Source organism: Idiomarina sp. ST20R2A10, assembly GCF_051842345.1.
GTDB lineage: Bacteria > Pseudomonadota > Gammaproteobacteria > Enterobacterales > Alteromonadaceae > Idiomarina > Idiomarina loihiensis.
This window is the reverse complement of sequence record NZ_JBNIEY010000006.1, coordinates 14,010-27,352: the sequence shown is the minus strand read 5'-3', so window position 1 is coordinate 27,352 and position 13,343 is coordinate 14,010. Positions and strand designations below refer to the sequence as shown.

Here is a 13,343-nt window from a genome sequence, read left to right as displayed (position 1 = left end):
TCATGCCAGGTTCATTTTACTCACACCTACTGGCTCACCCGTTATCCTGGTTACTGCTGGGACTGGCCTTCAGCAGTTACGCGCGGCTAATTTATATCCGTCTCTCAGCGCCATCTAAACAACTTACGCAACGGCCAAAAATCACGACTGTGCCCGCTATTGTTATCACAGCACTGCCACTTATCGGTTTACTGGGCACTATAATGGGTATGCAAACCAGTTTCTCAGCCTTAGTGCACTCTTCATCCACGGCTTACACAGTAACCAATGGTATCAGCCAGGCACTCATGACCACGCTATTAGGCATTGCTCTGGCTATTCCCGGCTGGCTATTGCTTTGGTCAACAAAAGCAAAAATAGAGCGTAAAACTATGGAGTCCTTAGGTGAGTTTGTTAACCAAGCTTAGAACACAAAACGAAGAGCCCATTAGCGGTATCGACCTGTCTCCACTGCTCGATGTGGTCTTTATTCTATTGATCTTCTTTATTGTCTCTACCGTGTTTGTGCGCGAGTCAGGCGTCAATGTCGACAAGCCTGAATCGGTCACCGCAAAAGAACTGGAGCGTACCTCTATTCTTATTGCCATTACTCGCAGTGGTCAAATCGTCTACGACGGCAACAACATTGGGGTCAGCGGCGTACGCGCAACCATTGAGCAACGGCTACGTGACCAGTCCCGCCCGGTGGTTCTGCAAACAGACAAAACCGTGCCCGCTGAGTTGCTGGTTAATGTTATCGATCAGGTCAAATTAGCAGGCGCTGACAGTGTCAGTATTGCTACCGCAGTCAATTAATATGCGACAATTTTTTTTAACACATCAACACAAACTCATAGCGCTGCTGCTTGCTGTCTTACTGACTTCTGCTGTGGTCATATTATTGGGCGTGGCGGTCACATTTAATAGCGATTCCCCACCACGCTATGAAGTACGTACCATTGACAGCGCCACCATAGAGCCACCGCCACCACCGGCTCAGCAGCAACAGGCTGAACAGCAGTCAAAACTGAAACTGGATGTTTCAGGTAGCGGCCCGGCGTTGGAATATACTCCGCAGGTGAACACGCCATTAGCCAATTTCACTCCACCGGATAACCTCAACCCAGATATTAGCAGGCAACCCATTAAGTTACCGGAAATCAACTGGCAAGGTTTTAGCCTTAGCGAACTGGATGGCATTCCACAACTGCTAAGCACAGTTTCATTAGACGTACCAGCTGACCTCAAAAGACGGCTGGGCAACACTATATTGCTGCGCCTGGAAGTCTCCATTGACAGTCAGGGTAAGGTGACCTTACTACGCATAGTTGAAAGCCCAGATCCAAAGCTGCGCTTTTCAATAGAACAAATGGTGAAAAAAGCGAAATTCACGCCCCCTAAAAAGAATGGCAAAACAGTAAAAGCGCGTTTTATTTGGCCGCTGGAGGTAGAAATTTAATATGAAATATCATTACTTTGCATCGTTCCTGGTTGTGGCTCTACTAAGTGTAAACAAGGGCGTAAAGGCCGAACAGTTAGCGCCTATAATTGACGCGCCACAGTGGGCACTGACTCTGCAGCAGAGGTTAGATAGCGAAAGCAAAACCTTAACCTCAAAAGAACGTGAACTACTCACTGAATTACAGTCGGTTATTGAGCAACAACATTACCAGCAGGCATTGCAGCAACTTAACCGCGAAGCTATTGGCGAGAGTGCTTTACTGTTAGGTCTACGAGGGCAAGTTAACCTGGCGCTCAAGAAATTTTCGGAAGCGGAAAATGACTTAAAAGCTGCGCTAACCTTAAATCCGGACAATTTAGCCGCGCTACAAAACTTAGCCACAGTTTATTTAAGCTGGCAAGAGCTTGAAAAAGCCCGGCCTTACCTTGTGAAAACCCTACAAACGGGTGCTATGTCGGCTCAGTTATACGGGCAGCTGGGTTATATCAATTTGCAAACGGCACTTCCAATGTCAGCCATTAGCGCTTATGAAAAAGCCCTGATGCTGGAGCCCGACAATAAACAGTGGTCGCGGGGCCTACTGTACGCACTGGTGCAATCCGGAGCGACATCACGCGCCAATGCGTTAGTCGAAGAACTATTGCAGCAACAGTCTAATGATGCAGTACTATGGTTACAGCGAGCACAACTGGCAATGGAACAAAAGCACTATAAAAAAGCAATCAGCAGTCTGGAGTCTGCTGTACACCTGCAAAGCAATAATCTAAAGGGACAACTGCAACTCGCCTCGTTACATGCCCAATCGGGTAGCCTTCACCGCGCAGCAGAGATCTTGCAGACAATGAACACAGAAGGTTTTAAAAACGACGATGTTAACAGTCGCTATCTTGCTACCTTACAGCAAGTGGCGAAGAAGCTACTCGCGAACGAGCAATGGCAATTATTTGAAAAGCTTTACGCCAACATTAACACGTCTAATTTGTCGTCAACCCAGCATGCCGAGGTCTTATTCCTTAATGCAGAATACCACCAACGTCGTGGCAATATTGAACAAGCAGAAAAAACCTTTAAACAATTACTACAGGTTGACCCGGCCAACGGCACCGGATTAATTCAATTGGCGAATATCAACTATGAACGCGGGCATTCAACTCAGGCGCAACTCCTGTACCAACGCGCAAGCTCTATAAAAGAAGTAGAAGAGCAAGCCAATATGGGGCTGGCTCAAATTGCTATCGACCAAAAAGACTACCGTAAAGCACTAGAGCTGTTGCAGGGTATATACAACAACAATCCGGGGCTTACCGAGTTGAGGGAAAACATTCGCACGCTTGAGGGGCTTTTGTAGCCTGACATTTATGTCAGGTAAGATAGTGTTCCTGACGTAAATGTCAGGCAGCATCGAAAACAAAAAAACCGCATTCAGGCAAAACCCGAATGCGGTTTTTATTCACTACAACAAGAACTAACGTTTAATAACGTGCAACTCGTTGCGAGGTTCAACCACCTCAATACGAGCAGCGCGAACTAAGTCGCTTGCCCGTAGTTGCTCTACTAAAGCAGTTAAGTCGGCTCCTTCAGGTGCTTTCAGCAAGCCCATACCAACACGAGAATCTTCACTAACAATTGCTAGTCCAAATTCTTGTGCTACAGCAGCCAAACCTTGTTCACCAGCCAAAACCGTCAAGTTACCACTAATTGTAGCAACGTTACGTGTCACTTCGTTATACACCTGAACACCACCAGTAAGCTTAGCGTCCTTCGCCCCGCCCAAGTCTGACTTCATCATACGGTAAGTACCAAACGCACGTGTTTCAGACACCTCTTTTGGTGACTCTGCTTTTACTACACTCTTCTGGCTATCATTATTCAGACGATCATCGACAGCCTGATCCTGAGCGACAACAGAGCCTGTCATCAATAAACCTGATGCAGCTAAAGCCATCATTGTTAATTTCATAACTTCTTCTCCTTTGCCTTGTTATTAATGACCAAACAAACGGACATTAACCTGATCAACAAGGCTGTTTTCCGTATTATTCAGGTACGTGCCACGATCTTGACCATTCGTATCAATAACACGAACTGTCCAGGTTCCGGCAGATGATTCACCTAAAAATGCGTTTGTCAGCAATGGGCTACTAGGATGATAAATGTGATCCAAATTACCACCAAGTGAACCTATACCAAAGTACGCTCCTAAAGAAGTACGAGATGTTGCAATCACCGACTTAGTGCCTGCAGGAGACGTCACTTCAATAGCGATATCTGAACCAGCAGTTGTACCTGAAATTACACCATCATAAGCATCAGCCATTGCCTGATTACGCACAGACAAACCAAATTGAACGCCTTCAATAGCTACGTCTTCTTCAACGGTAATTTCAATTGAAACACCTTCGGCATTGTTATCCGGCACTGCAACAGGTGTAGTCAAGACGGTTTCTAACCATTCTGTTTCAATCAACTCTGGTAATTCGACCGAATCTGACATAGCAAGTTCAACAGCTGTACCTGCGTCAGGGCGTCCAAAACCATATAAGTTGTTAAAACTGTAGCCTGCGGCGTTCTCTACCCACCCCTGATGCGCAACGAAAGTGCCATCGCCAACAGTCAGCTCAATTGGAGCATTATCAGGATCAACCTGAGTAGCCGTTTCGGCCAGAATATGACGAATTTCACGCCAGCTTAATTCTGGATTCGCTTCGGCAATTAGGTTAACAACACCTGAAGTATTCGGTGCTGCAGAAGATGTTCCGTTGAAAGTATTGGTATAGTTACAGCTTAAGTTACTCTCACTGTATTCACCCATTGGGTTATTAAACGGATAGACGCGCTCGTGGAAAGCATCAATGCCCAGATTAGCTAAGAAAGCACCATTGGTTGCCATAAAGCTGTCATAAGCAGCCCAGCTAGCATAACCACGAGTACAAGTTGTCTGGTCAGAAGTTACCATTGCTGGTTCAGTATCACCATACTCACCAGCTGGAGCTGCAACAAATAGGTTAGAACCTGCTGTCGAGTAGCTGGAGCGCTTACCATCAGTGTTTACTGCGCCAATTGAGATGGTATAGAAGCTGGCGTTTCCGACATCCCAGTTACCATCTAAACAACTCAGCACACGAGCCATACCTTCAACCACTCCGGCCTGCTGTGCCGCACAAAGCTGAGAAGCTTGCGGATAGCTATTAGCGCCGCTAAATGAGTTACCGGCCGATTTAATGTTCAGTGCCCCCAAACCGTTACGTAATTGTTTAGCCGGGTAGCTAATCACTTCTTCGTCAATTTCGTCAGTAGCGAATAGAACTGGTGCCGACGTGCCGTAACTACGGTTAAACGTAACAATGTTCTCGCTAGGGCTAATACCTGAACCCGCCATGCCGTGAACCATCATATAGTTGCGATCAGTCTGTGTACCACTTCCGCCTAGATAGTTCATGCCAATTAAGCTGGCATTAGGAGAAACACCTCGTCCACCTAAGCCGTTCCAGCCTTTTGCTGCAATCAGGCCGGACACCGATGTTCCGTGGTCACCGCCATCGCCCAATACAGTTGGGTCAGTGCGATCACGAGCACCAGGAATCAAGTTAATAGAGCGACCAGGTAGAACATTCTCTTGTAGATCTTCATGGTCAATTGCTAACCCTTGATCGACCACAACAGAAATGGAACCTTCACCGGTAATACCTTTTTGGTAAGCACCAATAACGTTCAAGTCTTCGCCTGGAACCAGAATACTTTCATCAAAAAAGAATGCAGCTTCAGCTTCTTCTTCAGTCCAGCCCTGAGCAACACGCAGTTCACGCCAAGCTTCAAATACTGAGTCGGCCATAGCAAAGCCAGTTTGGCCGGTATTACGTAAATGCCACTGCTGGTCAGCAAGCGGATCACCCTTAACATTTTCAACAGTCACTTGCTGCGACGTTTCTAGCTCTCCGTCACTTACAGTAATATCGATTACCGCAGGCTCCGCACGCATTGGCGTATAGACGAAACTACCATCATCGCTAATTTCTACTGTGCCTGGAGGTGAATCTTCACCTTCAGGTGTTACGACGCTAGCAGAATAGGTGAGTGAATCTCCATTAGGATCAGTTGCATTAACCTGACCCTGAACCCCCATCCATTGCATACCCTCGCCAGCAACTTCCGCCGAAACTGTTGGTGCATAATTATCATCACCACTGCCACCGCAGGCTGCTAAACCCATGACAACAGCAGCTGATAATGCCGTTAGTTTAAATTGTTTAATTGGCATTTTTACCTCGTTATTATTGTTCCCCTTGAAGGAACAACACTATAACGAGACTGTTGATATTTTGTAAACAAAAAAAATTAACCAATTTTTAACGGAGGTTTAATTAAAAAACAACAATCACCCCATCACCGCATGCGCTGAATAATGGCGTCGGTGCTTTGGTCAAAGGACTCGTCGCTTTCGCCGTCCAGTACGCGCAGTACGTCCATGGCAATTTTCTTGCCCTTTTCCACGCCGGGCTGGTCAAAGCTGTTCAGGCCCCAAATAACGCCCTGGGTAAACACTTTGTGCTCATAGGCGGCTATTAAGGCGCCAAAGCTCTCGGGGGTCAGTTCGTCCATTATCAGCAGGTTAGACGGGTGCCTGCCCGGATAATGGTCACTGGGTGAACCGGCATTCTCGCTGCCGTCCCACATTAAACGCCGGTGCGCCAGACAGTTGGCTACAGCCAAACGCTGCTGCTCGGCCAAACCACTGCGGGTAGCTTCCGAAAAGCCCGGGGCTTCGCGTTTAAGCACGGTGACAAAGTCCGCAGTAAACTGATCATAACCCTGATGCAAATGCTGGAAAAACGCGTGCTGTCCGTTAGGTCCAAAACCGCCCCAAATAATAGGGCCAGTGGGGTAATCTATGGCTTTATTCTCGGCAGTGTACTGCTTACCGTTGCTTTCCATATCCAGCTGTTGCAAGTAGTTTGGCAACATACGCAAGCGACCGTCGTAAGGCAAAATGGCTAAGTTATTAATGCCCAGTTGCTCACGGTTATACACGCCATAAAGCGCCAACAAAACCGGTAAATTATCTTCCAGCGGAGCATCTAAAAAATGCTCATCCATTTCTTTAGCGCCTTCCAGCATGCGCTCAAAAGGTCGAATGCCAGTGGTTAACGCTATGCTCAAACCTAACGCCGACCACAACGAAAAACGCCCACCTACGCCTTCGCCAAAGGTAAACTGCTGAGCCGGTGGTATACCGTAATCCGTCATTCCCTGTACATTGGCCGACACGCCTATCACGTGGTTTGCCAGCCATTGCTCCTGAGTTAACTGAGGCTCTACCCATTTTCGTACTGTGTCCACATTAGCAAAAGTGTCTACCGTGCCAAACGACTTAGACGAAACAATAAATACGGTAGTTTCAGGATCAACAATAGGCAACACGGCATACAGCTGGCCGCCATCCATAGAGGACACAAAATGCACCTGCAAATCGTGCACTGCGGCGTCATCCGCAAATTCACTCAAGGCAAAAGCGCCCATCTGCGGCCCCAGGTCAGAGCCACCCACGCCAATGTTCACTACGTCGGTAATGGGTTTTCCGGTGCTGCCTAACCAACGGCCGGAACGCAGCTTTTGCACGGTATCCACAAAGCGGGTTTTGCGGTTACTTTGTTTTGCCACCGCGTGCACGGAACGGCTGAGTACATGAGTGACCGGGCGGTCTTCGCTTATATTGCGGTATTCGCCGCGGCACAGTTGCTGGCGGTGTTCATCGAAGTGTTCAGGTAGGCGTTTGCCGGCCGTTTCAAGCAGTTCGTCCACTGAAAGTTTTTGGTAGCTGGTATCTAAAGCTAAGTAAGGTCCGTTTTTAATCATTATTTCGTCCTTTTATACGTCAGGCAACATCGGTTTCGTCTTCACTACAGGTGCGGTGTTTATTCCAAATAACATCACAAATCTGGTTGTCAGCTGGTGCGTAGCCGGTTGGGGCGTCCAGCAATAATTGACGCAGCTCGTCTATCGCAAACCGCTGACAGGCGTCATCCAACAGTCCCAGCAGTTTCTCCATTTCGTCCCAACTTAGCGACTGCTCATTGGCACGCAATATACGCGAGTGGTCACTGGCTTCCACATTGTCGCCAATTAGCAGTTCTTCGTATAGCTTTTCACCCGGGCGCAAACCACTAAACTCTATGGCAATGTCACCATGCGGGTTCTTCTCGGTACGCTCTTCGAGGCCAGACAAGCGGATCATTTTACGAGCTAAATCGACAATTTTAACCGAGTCACCCATATCCAGCACAAACACCGAGCCGGAATGTCCCATGGTGCCAGCCTGTATCACGAGCTGCGCAGCCTCGGGTATGGTCATAAAAAAGCGGGTAATATCGGGGTGCGTTACGGTGACCGGCCCGCCGTGTTCAATTTGCTCTTTAAACAACGGCACCACGGAGCCCGACGAGCCCAATACATTACCAAAACGCACCATAGAAAAGCGCGTTTCGCGTTGGCGTTGTGCCAGCCCCTGCAATACTAATTCTGACAAGCGCTTGGTGGTACCCATGACATTAGTGGGCCGCACGGCTTTATCGGTGGAAATTAACACAAACTGCTTAACACCAGCCGAGATAGCTGCTTCCGCCGTATGCCAGGTACCAAATACATTGTTGCGCACGCCTTCAACCATGTTGTACTCAACTAAAGGCACATGCTTATAAGCCGCCGCATGGTATACAGTGTCCACGGTAAAAGCCTTCAGCACGGTTTCAATGCGGTTGCGCCGCTGTACTGTGCCTATCACTGGAATGATCTCAGCACCAATGCCCTGTTGCTGGCAAATTTGCGTTAACTCGCGCTCAATAGCGTATAAAGCAAATTCAGACAACTCATACAATACCAACGCCTTAGGTCGCTGCTTAAGTATTTGCCTGCAAAGCTCAGAGCCAATAGAGCCACCCGCCCCGGTAACCAGTATGGTTTGTCCGGTAATGTGTTTTTCCATTAACTGCGGCTCAGGGCTTACCGGGTCCCGACCGAGCAAATCTTCTACCCTAACGTCCTGTAACTGGTCAATCGACAAGTCGCCGTTCACCATATCGGCCATGCCCGGCACGGTTTGCACTTTTACCGGTAGGGCTTCCAGAGCATCCAGAATTTGACGGCGACGCGAGCGCAGCGTGCTGGGCAAAGCGAGTAAAATGCGTTGAACGCCAAGTTCGTGAATCGCCTTGTCAATATTCTCCGGCGGTATCACTTTTAACCCCAACACCGAGGTGTTCTGTAAACCGCTGTCGTCATCAACAAACAGCACCGGGTGAAACTCATCGCCATTAGATATCGCTTGCGCCAACTGCCGTCCGGCAGAGCCTGCGCCATAAATTATGACTCGGTCCTTCTGCCGACTCATTACCCGCTGATACCCCTCGCGGACCACCAGCCGGCTGCCACCGGTCAGTAAAAAGGCAATAAGCACATAATTCACAACAGCAGACACGGGCAAAGAAATACCCATTAACAAGGCACCAACCGCCAGCAGTGCGCCACTGAGTATAACGGTAAAAAACACCAGGCTTAATACTTTAAAGCCAACATAACGCACTACCGCCCGGTACAAACCAAAACGAATAAAAGCAATTAGCGTAATCCCTAAAATTACACCGCCAAGAATAATCCATTGCGACCAGCGCAATGGCATTATGGCATCAAAGCTTAGTAAGTACGCTAAAACCATAGCCACAGTTATTGAGCCTATATCCATAATTAGGCCAATGCCTCGCTTAACGTTGCGAGGCAGCTGCATTAGTAGCTTAAAAAGTTTCAATGTCTACATCCTTTTCAGACTGTTTTAACGGTTATAAAACGGCGCTCTGTCGTCTGTATAATCGTACAAACGCGCTCTGCGTTGCAACTGTTGACCGCCGTTACGAGACAGCGGCACCCAGGTAAAGCCAATACGCTCACGAGTATGTCTTACGCTCATCAGGTCAAACGGAATACTAATGAAAAAGCCTTTGGTAAAGCTTCCTTCGCCATACTCTTCGGCCGACACATCCGTAAAGGCGGCAAATGCACCGGCAATGACACCGCTATCAAAGCGCTTCTGCATCGTCACATTAACGCCTTGGTCACCGGCCAGGAACTGACCAACGTCGAGTTGTAATAAGGTATCTGACAACCACGGCATTTGATAATAGGCACTAACAAACCCCGTAGTTACCTCGTAATCTAAGAAGCCACTACCGCCAGTATAGTTCCGTTGTCGCACTCGGTTAATATGCGCACCAAAAGCCCATGGGCTGTCTATCGGCCGATATAGAACCTCAGCCCCAACGCCACCAAACATGCGCTCTAAATACCCAGCATAAGCCATCGCAAACCAGTCCTCACCAAGCCGTTTATGGTAAGTAGCCTGCGCAGAGTCTAACCAAATATCATTTTTAATGTAACGTCTTACTTGAGTGCGCACTTCGGGTAATTCAGACGGCCCACCACCCAGGAAGTTAAACTCGTCGTAGTTATTTGCCACGTTAAAGCCAACTTCACCAAACACTTCTAAGTTTTCCGCTAACCAACGGCGCCCAAAAGCAAAGACACCCAACTGATACGTCTGAAAGTTTTCGGGGCTGCCGAAGTCTTGTTTGAAGAAGGGTTTTAGCCCGTAACTGTTACTGAAACGATAGTCAGGGTTAAGTTTCCACTCGTCACTGTCTTTAACCGGTGGCTCTTCCGGATCCAAGCGCGTGAAAAGCTCCTTGGTTTCATCAACGCCCTTACCCGGCTCTTCGTTTCGAATTCGCCGTTTAAATTCTTCCGCATTAACCTGCGTATTCACACTCGGATTAAACAGCGCTTGATCAACCATATTGTAAGTTTTTACTGACTCAGGAAGCTCTGCTGCCATAATACGCGCAGCACGGTCGAAGGCCTCGTCACTGTTCCGGAAACGACGATGATACGCGTACATAGTCACTTCATCATCGGTTGCGGCAAAACGAGCGCCACTAAACGCACCCTGTTTAATCATTTCGCTCCGCATAGCTATCCAGTCAACATCCTTCAGCTTATTAGCGTTTGGCTTCTGCGGCTGGGTTTTAGGCGGAGTGGTTTTCACCTGATTTAGCTCATTAAAGTTGGTGCGCAAACTAAAGTTAAACATGAGCGTATCGCCACGCTCGTAACTGAGCTGTACGTCGAAGTAATCCGTGACCTGGTAGTTCGCTCCAAAGTTCCAGCGGCTGTCTGCAACAATAGGCACACCGGCATTGTCACGGCTATAGTCATTGCCTTCATACTCAGCTTTTAATGTTAAAGGCTCCCAGGGAGTTTGGTATTCAACACCACCAAACAACGCCATGGGCCCGGTAAACCACTGGTCGTATTCCAGCTCCCCCCCTTTTCCGCTAAATCCTGTTTTTCTATCGCAGTACTCGTCAGATATCTCGCAAAAAGGGTTAGACACATCATCGTACGTCCCTAAACGTCCAAAACCGACGCCTAAGCTAATATCGACTGGACCAAAACGTTTACTGCCCACAATATACTCGGCATCAAAAAGCCCCGTGCCCGCTAAGTCTCGTAAGCCCACACTCACTTCAGGTAACCAGTAACTTTCTTGCCATAAGCGGGCTTTTACATCAAAGCCTTTGTCGGTCAATATTGAGTCACCGCTAAACCCTGGAACCTGGCTGTATAGACGGTTAGGGAATCGTGTATAGAATGCGGTGGCTTCAAGCCAGGGTAAGAGTTGCAAGTTGACTGTGTAACGTCGGTACTCGTCCATATCAGAATAAGTGATCGCTAACTCACCCTCTTTCGCCATACGCGCAGTTGGATTTTGCATTAAACCTACAGAGCCATAATTATTATAGCTAGGCGATAAATCCATACGCGACCAATGGTTTTTAGGTGTCGGTGCATCACTCAGTGTATATAAAGGCGTATTCGTTTTACTTCTGACAGACTCATCCGCAACAAAATGCTTTAAAAGCTCCCTAATATTACTGTTCAAATTCTTAAACTTGGGCGGCAGCTGATTTTGCTCAAAACCTAACCATAAAATATTGCCCGGTAAAAGCTCTGTATCATCCTGTTTAAAGTAACCCCAGTTACTCTCAGTTTCACCCGAGACGGATACTTTTACAGCTTTAGTTTTATTATAAGCTCTCAGTAATTGAGCTTCTGCTTCAATACTGTTTATCCAATGAGCCACGGTTTTACCTGAGTGAAACTCATATCGTCCCGGCTCAGAAAACAAACCATAGGCATAGACAAAATTTGGCCTATTGCTCACTACCAACTCGTAACGGCCTTTCGGCAACAACGGGTTATCAGTTAGCTGCTGACGCGCGCCCTCAATACTTATTTCGCCTACCAGTTGCTTGCCTAAGTGCCAAGCTTTTATCTGACGAGCCACTATAGCAGCGGAGTCGGCTTTATTCGTTTCTCTGCGGTTACGCCAGTAGTTTTCCAACTCGGCTAACTCTGCCAGCACTTTTCGCTTTTTTTCATCTACCGTTTTTTGTTCATCAACCTTGACCAAACGAGCTGTTGGCCAATAAATGTTTTCTAACTCCCCCCGCTCTTCCATTGCTGATAACGCCTGCTGCAGACGCACCGGTCCGTCAAACGCAATTTTCTGAGTTTCGCCGATTGCCGGAAAAGCAGAAATTGAAAACGCGGCTAACAGGAGGAGAAGTAACAATGTTTTTTTCATGAACGGACTCATTTCGCTGCTTTATTAGAATAATCACGACCTATCCAGGTCACTTGAGTTAAGGTAAGAGAAGTTTCACCGGGAAATAGCTGTTGCTCACTTTTTACCACATGCCCGTCGCTTTCAATCCAAAAACGATTTGTAAAGGTTTCACCGCTAAGCTCAAAGCGGCCTTTCTCTTGCACTAAAGTGGCGTTCACTTTACCAAAAGGCATTTCCAGAGTTTGCTCTTCCACAACCGAAAACTGAGATACAACAGTACGGCTAAATGTTCGTTCCTGCATTTGGTAGTCGTAGTTACGCTGCCAGCGGCTCTTGCAATCATTAGGTTGATTTACAATGCATTGCAACGGGTCTTGCTCTAGATTTGAAGCGGCTAGTAAGTCACCGTTTAAATTCTGAGTTCGAATAATACGTCCGTTACGTATAACTAACGTCTCTTTCTCGGCTGTAATAAAGTGCCTGTCGTTCGGTTTATCTATAAAACCCAGCACTATTAAAGTGCGTGGCTTTTCTTCCCACTGTGCGTAAAGCGAGGTATAAGGAAATTTTTCTATTTCTTCAGAAGAAAGCTCAGCGTCCTGCTGTGTTTTAAAAGCGTATTCAACCGTTTCGCGAACCTCGTCGGTAACGGCGGTGCATCCGTAGGTAACAACCCCAAACAAAGCGAGCAGGCAATAGCGAATTAACATGAACGAGTCTCTTATTCAGCTTAAGTCAAAAGTAAAGTTCACCGGACAAAAAAATACCGCCCTACGGCGGTATTTTATCACAGTTTCTTTTCAGTAAGTTCAGCGAAGCGCTTCACCAACTTACACTAAACCGCAAACAATTACTGAACAGGAACAGTAATTGTGTAAGTATTTGTACCAGTACCAGTAACGGTTACTGTTGTACCTGGCTCTTCTGGGTTTTCAGGATCTTCGTCATCAATAATTGAATTAGAAGAGCTGTCAGAAACCGCTGCCACAGTTGCTGCCCCTGCAACACCTGCAAAAACTAATGCCTGAGTAGACAAACCACCAATACCGGCAGTTGAAGCAGATGCGCCGGCTGCACCGGTCGAACCTTCTTGCTGTGCCATTGCTGGTGCGGTCGCTAAACCTAACGCAGCAATAACTGATAATGCTAAAGTTTTCATAATATTCACCTCACTCCAGAGATATAGATACATGTATCGCTGAGACTGAAAACATTCCAGTTAACAGCAAG

11 protein-coding genes are annotated in these 13,343 nt (G+C 47.4%); 4 read left to right on the top strand and 7 right to left on the bottom strand.

Translation table 11 applies throughout. The annotated features are described in order from the left end of the window. Positions 1-2 precede the first annotated feature (2 nt). From ACP7H9_RS09930 to ACP7H9_RS09915, 4 genes are read left to right on the top strand one after another with little or no spacing between them, the layout of a single operon-like run. Complete coding sequence (locus ACP7H9_RS09930) at positions 3-407, top strand: MotA/TolQ/ExbB proton channel family protein (protein WP_439222690.1); 405 nt, start codon at positions 3-5, stop codon at positions 405-407. After that, positions 391-795 carry an ExbD/TolR family protein gene (locus ACP7H9_RS09925; RefSeq protein WP_439222735.1) on the top strand — a complete coding sequence of 135 codons (405 nt, stop codon included), beginning with the start codon at positions 391-393 and terminating at the stop codon, positions 793-795. Before ACP7H9_RS09930 ends, ACP7H9_RS09925 begins: the two co-directional genes overlap by 17 nt. Position 796: 1 nt before the next feature. After that, complete coding sequence (locus ACP7H9_RS09920) at positions 797-1,438, top strand: energy transducer TonB (protein ID WP_439222689.1); 642 nt, start codon at positions 797-799, stop codon at positions 1,436-1,438. 1 nt (position 1,439) lies between these two features. Beyond that, positions 1,440-2,789, top strand: a complete 1,350-nt coding sequence (locus tag ACP7H9_RS09915; protein WP_439222688.1) for a tetratricopeptide repeat protein — start codon at positions 1,440-1,442, stop codon at positions 2,787-2,789. Between the two features lie 117 nt (positions 2,790-2,906). Here the strand turns inward: ACP7H9_RS09915 and ACP7H9_RS09910 are convergent, their stop codons facing one another. From ACP7H9_RS09910 to ACP7H9_RS09880, 7 genes are all read right to left on the bottom strand, one after another. Then, entirely contained in the window at positions 2,907-3,401 is a 495-nt protein-coding gene (locus ACP7H9_RS09910) for a hypothetical protein (RefSeq protein WP_110013748.1), read from the bottom strand. Positions 3,402-3,425: 24 nt separating this feature from the next. After that, entirely contained in the window at positions 3,426-5,699 is a 2,274-nt protein-coding gene (locus ACP7H9_RS09905) for a S8 family serine peptidase (protein ID WP_439222687.1), read from the bottom strand. Positions 5,700-5,824: 125 nt separating this feature from the next. After that, positions 5,825-7,294, bottom strand: coding sequence for a glucose-6-phosphate isomerase (gene pgi, locus ACP7H9_RS09900; protein WP_439222686.1), 1,470 nt, complete (start codon positions 7,292-7,294; stop codon positions 5,825-5,827). A 19-nt stretch (positions 7,295-7,313) separates the two neighbouring features. Further along, positions 7,314-9,218 (bottom strand): nucleoside-diphosphate sugar epimerase/dehydratase, encoded by a 1,905-nt coding sequence (locus ACP7H9_RS09895; protein ID WP_110013751.1) that lies wholly within the window; start codon positions 9,216-9,218, stop codon positions 7,314-7,316. A gap of 45 nt (positions 9,219-9,263) precedes the next feature. Further along, positions 9,264-12,131 carry a YjbH domain-containing protein gene (locus ACP7H9_RS09890; protein ID WP_439222685.1) on the bottom strand — a complete coding sequence of 956 codons (2,868 nt, stop codon included), beginning with the start codon at positions 12,129-12,131 and terminating at the stop codon, positions 9,264-9,266. Between the two features lie 8 nt (positions 12,132-12,139). Further along, on the bottom strand, positions 12,140-12,823 hold the full coding sequence (locus ACP7H9_RS09885) for a YjbF family lipoprotein (protein WP_286823297.1): 684 nt from the start codon (positions 12,821-12,823) through the stop codon (positions 12,140-12,142). Positions 12,824-12,963: 140 nt separating this feature from the next. Continuing rightward, positions 12,964-13,272: a hypothetical protein gene (locus ACP7H9_RS09880; protein ID WP_110013753.1), complete on the bottom strand. Its 309-nt coding sequence runs from the start codon at positions 13,270-13,272 to the stop codon at positions 12,964-12,966. Between the last annotated feature and the right edge of the window lie 71 nt (positions 13,273-13,343).

What these genes read in the sequence shown, in the direction of transcription:
- ACP7H9_RS09930 (WP_439222690.1), top strand. Translation starts at nt 3, where the DNA reads ATGCCAGGTTCATTTTACTCACACCTACTGGCTCACCCGTTATCCTGG.
- ACP7H9_RS09920 (WP_439222689.1), top strand. Translation starts at nt 797, where the DNA reads ATGCGACAATTTTTTTTAACACATCAACACAAACTCATAGCGCTGCTG.
- ACP7H9_RS09915 (WP_439222688.1), top strand. Translation starts at nt 1,440, where the DNA reads ATGAAATATCATTACTTTGCATCGTTCCTGGTTGTGGCTCTACTAAGT.
- ACP7H9_RS09910 (WP_110013748.1), bottom strand. Translation starts at nt 3,401, where the DNA reads ATGAAATTAACAATGATGGCTTTAGCTGCATCAGGTTTATTGATGACA.
- ACP7H9_RS09905 (WP_439222687.1), bottom strand. Translation starts at nt 5,699, where the DNA reads ATGCCAATTAAACAATTTAAACTAACGGCATTATCAGCTGCTGTTGTC.
- pgi (WP_439222686.1), bottom strand. Translation starts at nt 7,294, where the DNA reads ATGATTAAAAACGGACCTTACTTAGCTTTAGATACCAGCTACCAAAAA.
- ACP7H9_RS09895 (WP_110013751.1), bottom strand. Translation starts at nt 9,218, where the DNA reads ATGCAGCTGCCTCGCAACGTTAAGCGAGGCATTGGCCTAATTATGGAT.
- ACP7H9_RS09890 (WP_439222685.1), bottom strand. Translation starts at nt 12,131, where the DNA reads ATGAAAAAAACATTGTTACTTCTCCTCCTGTTAGCCGCGTTTTCAATT.
- ACP7H9_RS09885 (WP_286823297.1), bottom strand. Translation starts at nt 12,823, where the DNA reads ATGTTAATTCGCTATTGCCTGCTCGCTTTGTTTGGGGTTGTTACCTAC.
- ACP7H9_RS09880 (WP_110013753.1), bottom strand. Translation starts at nt 13,272, where the DNA reads ATGAAAACTTTAGCATTATCAGTTATTGCTGCGTTAGGTTTAGCGACC.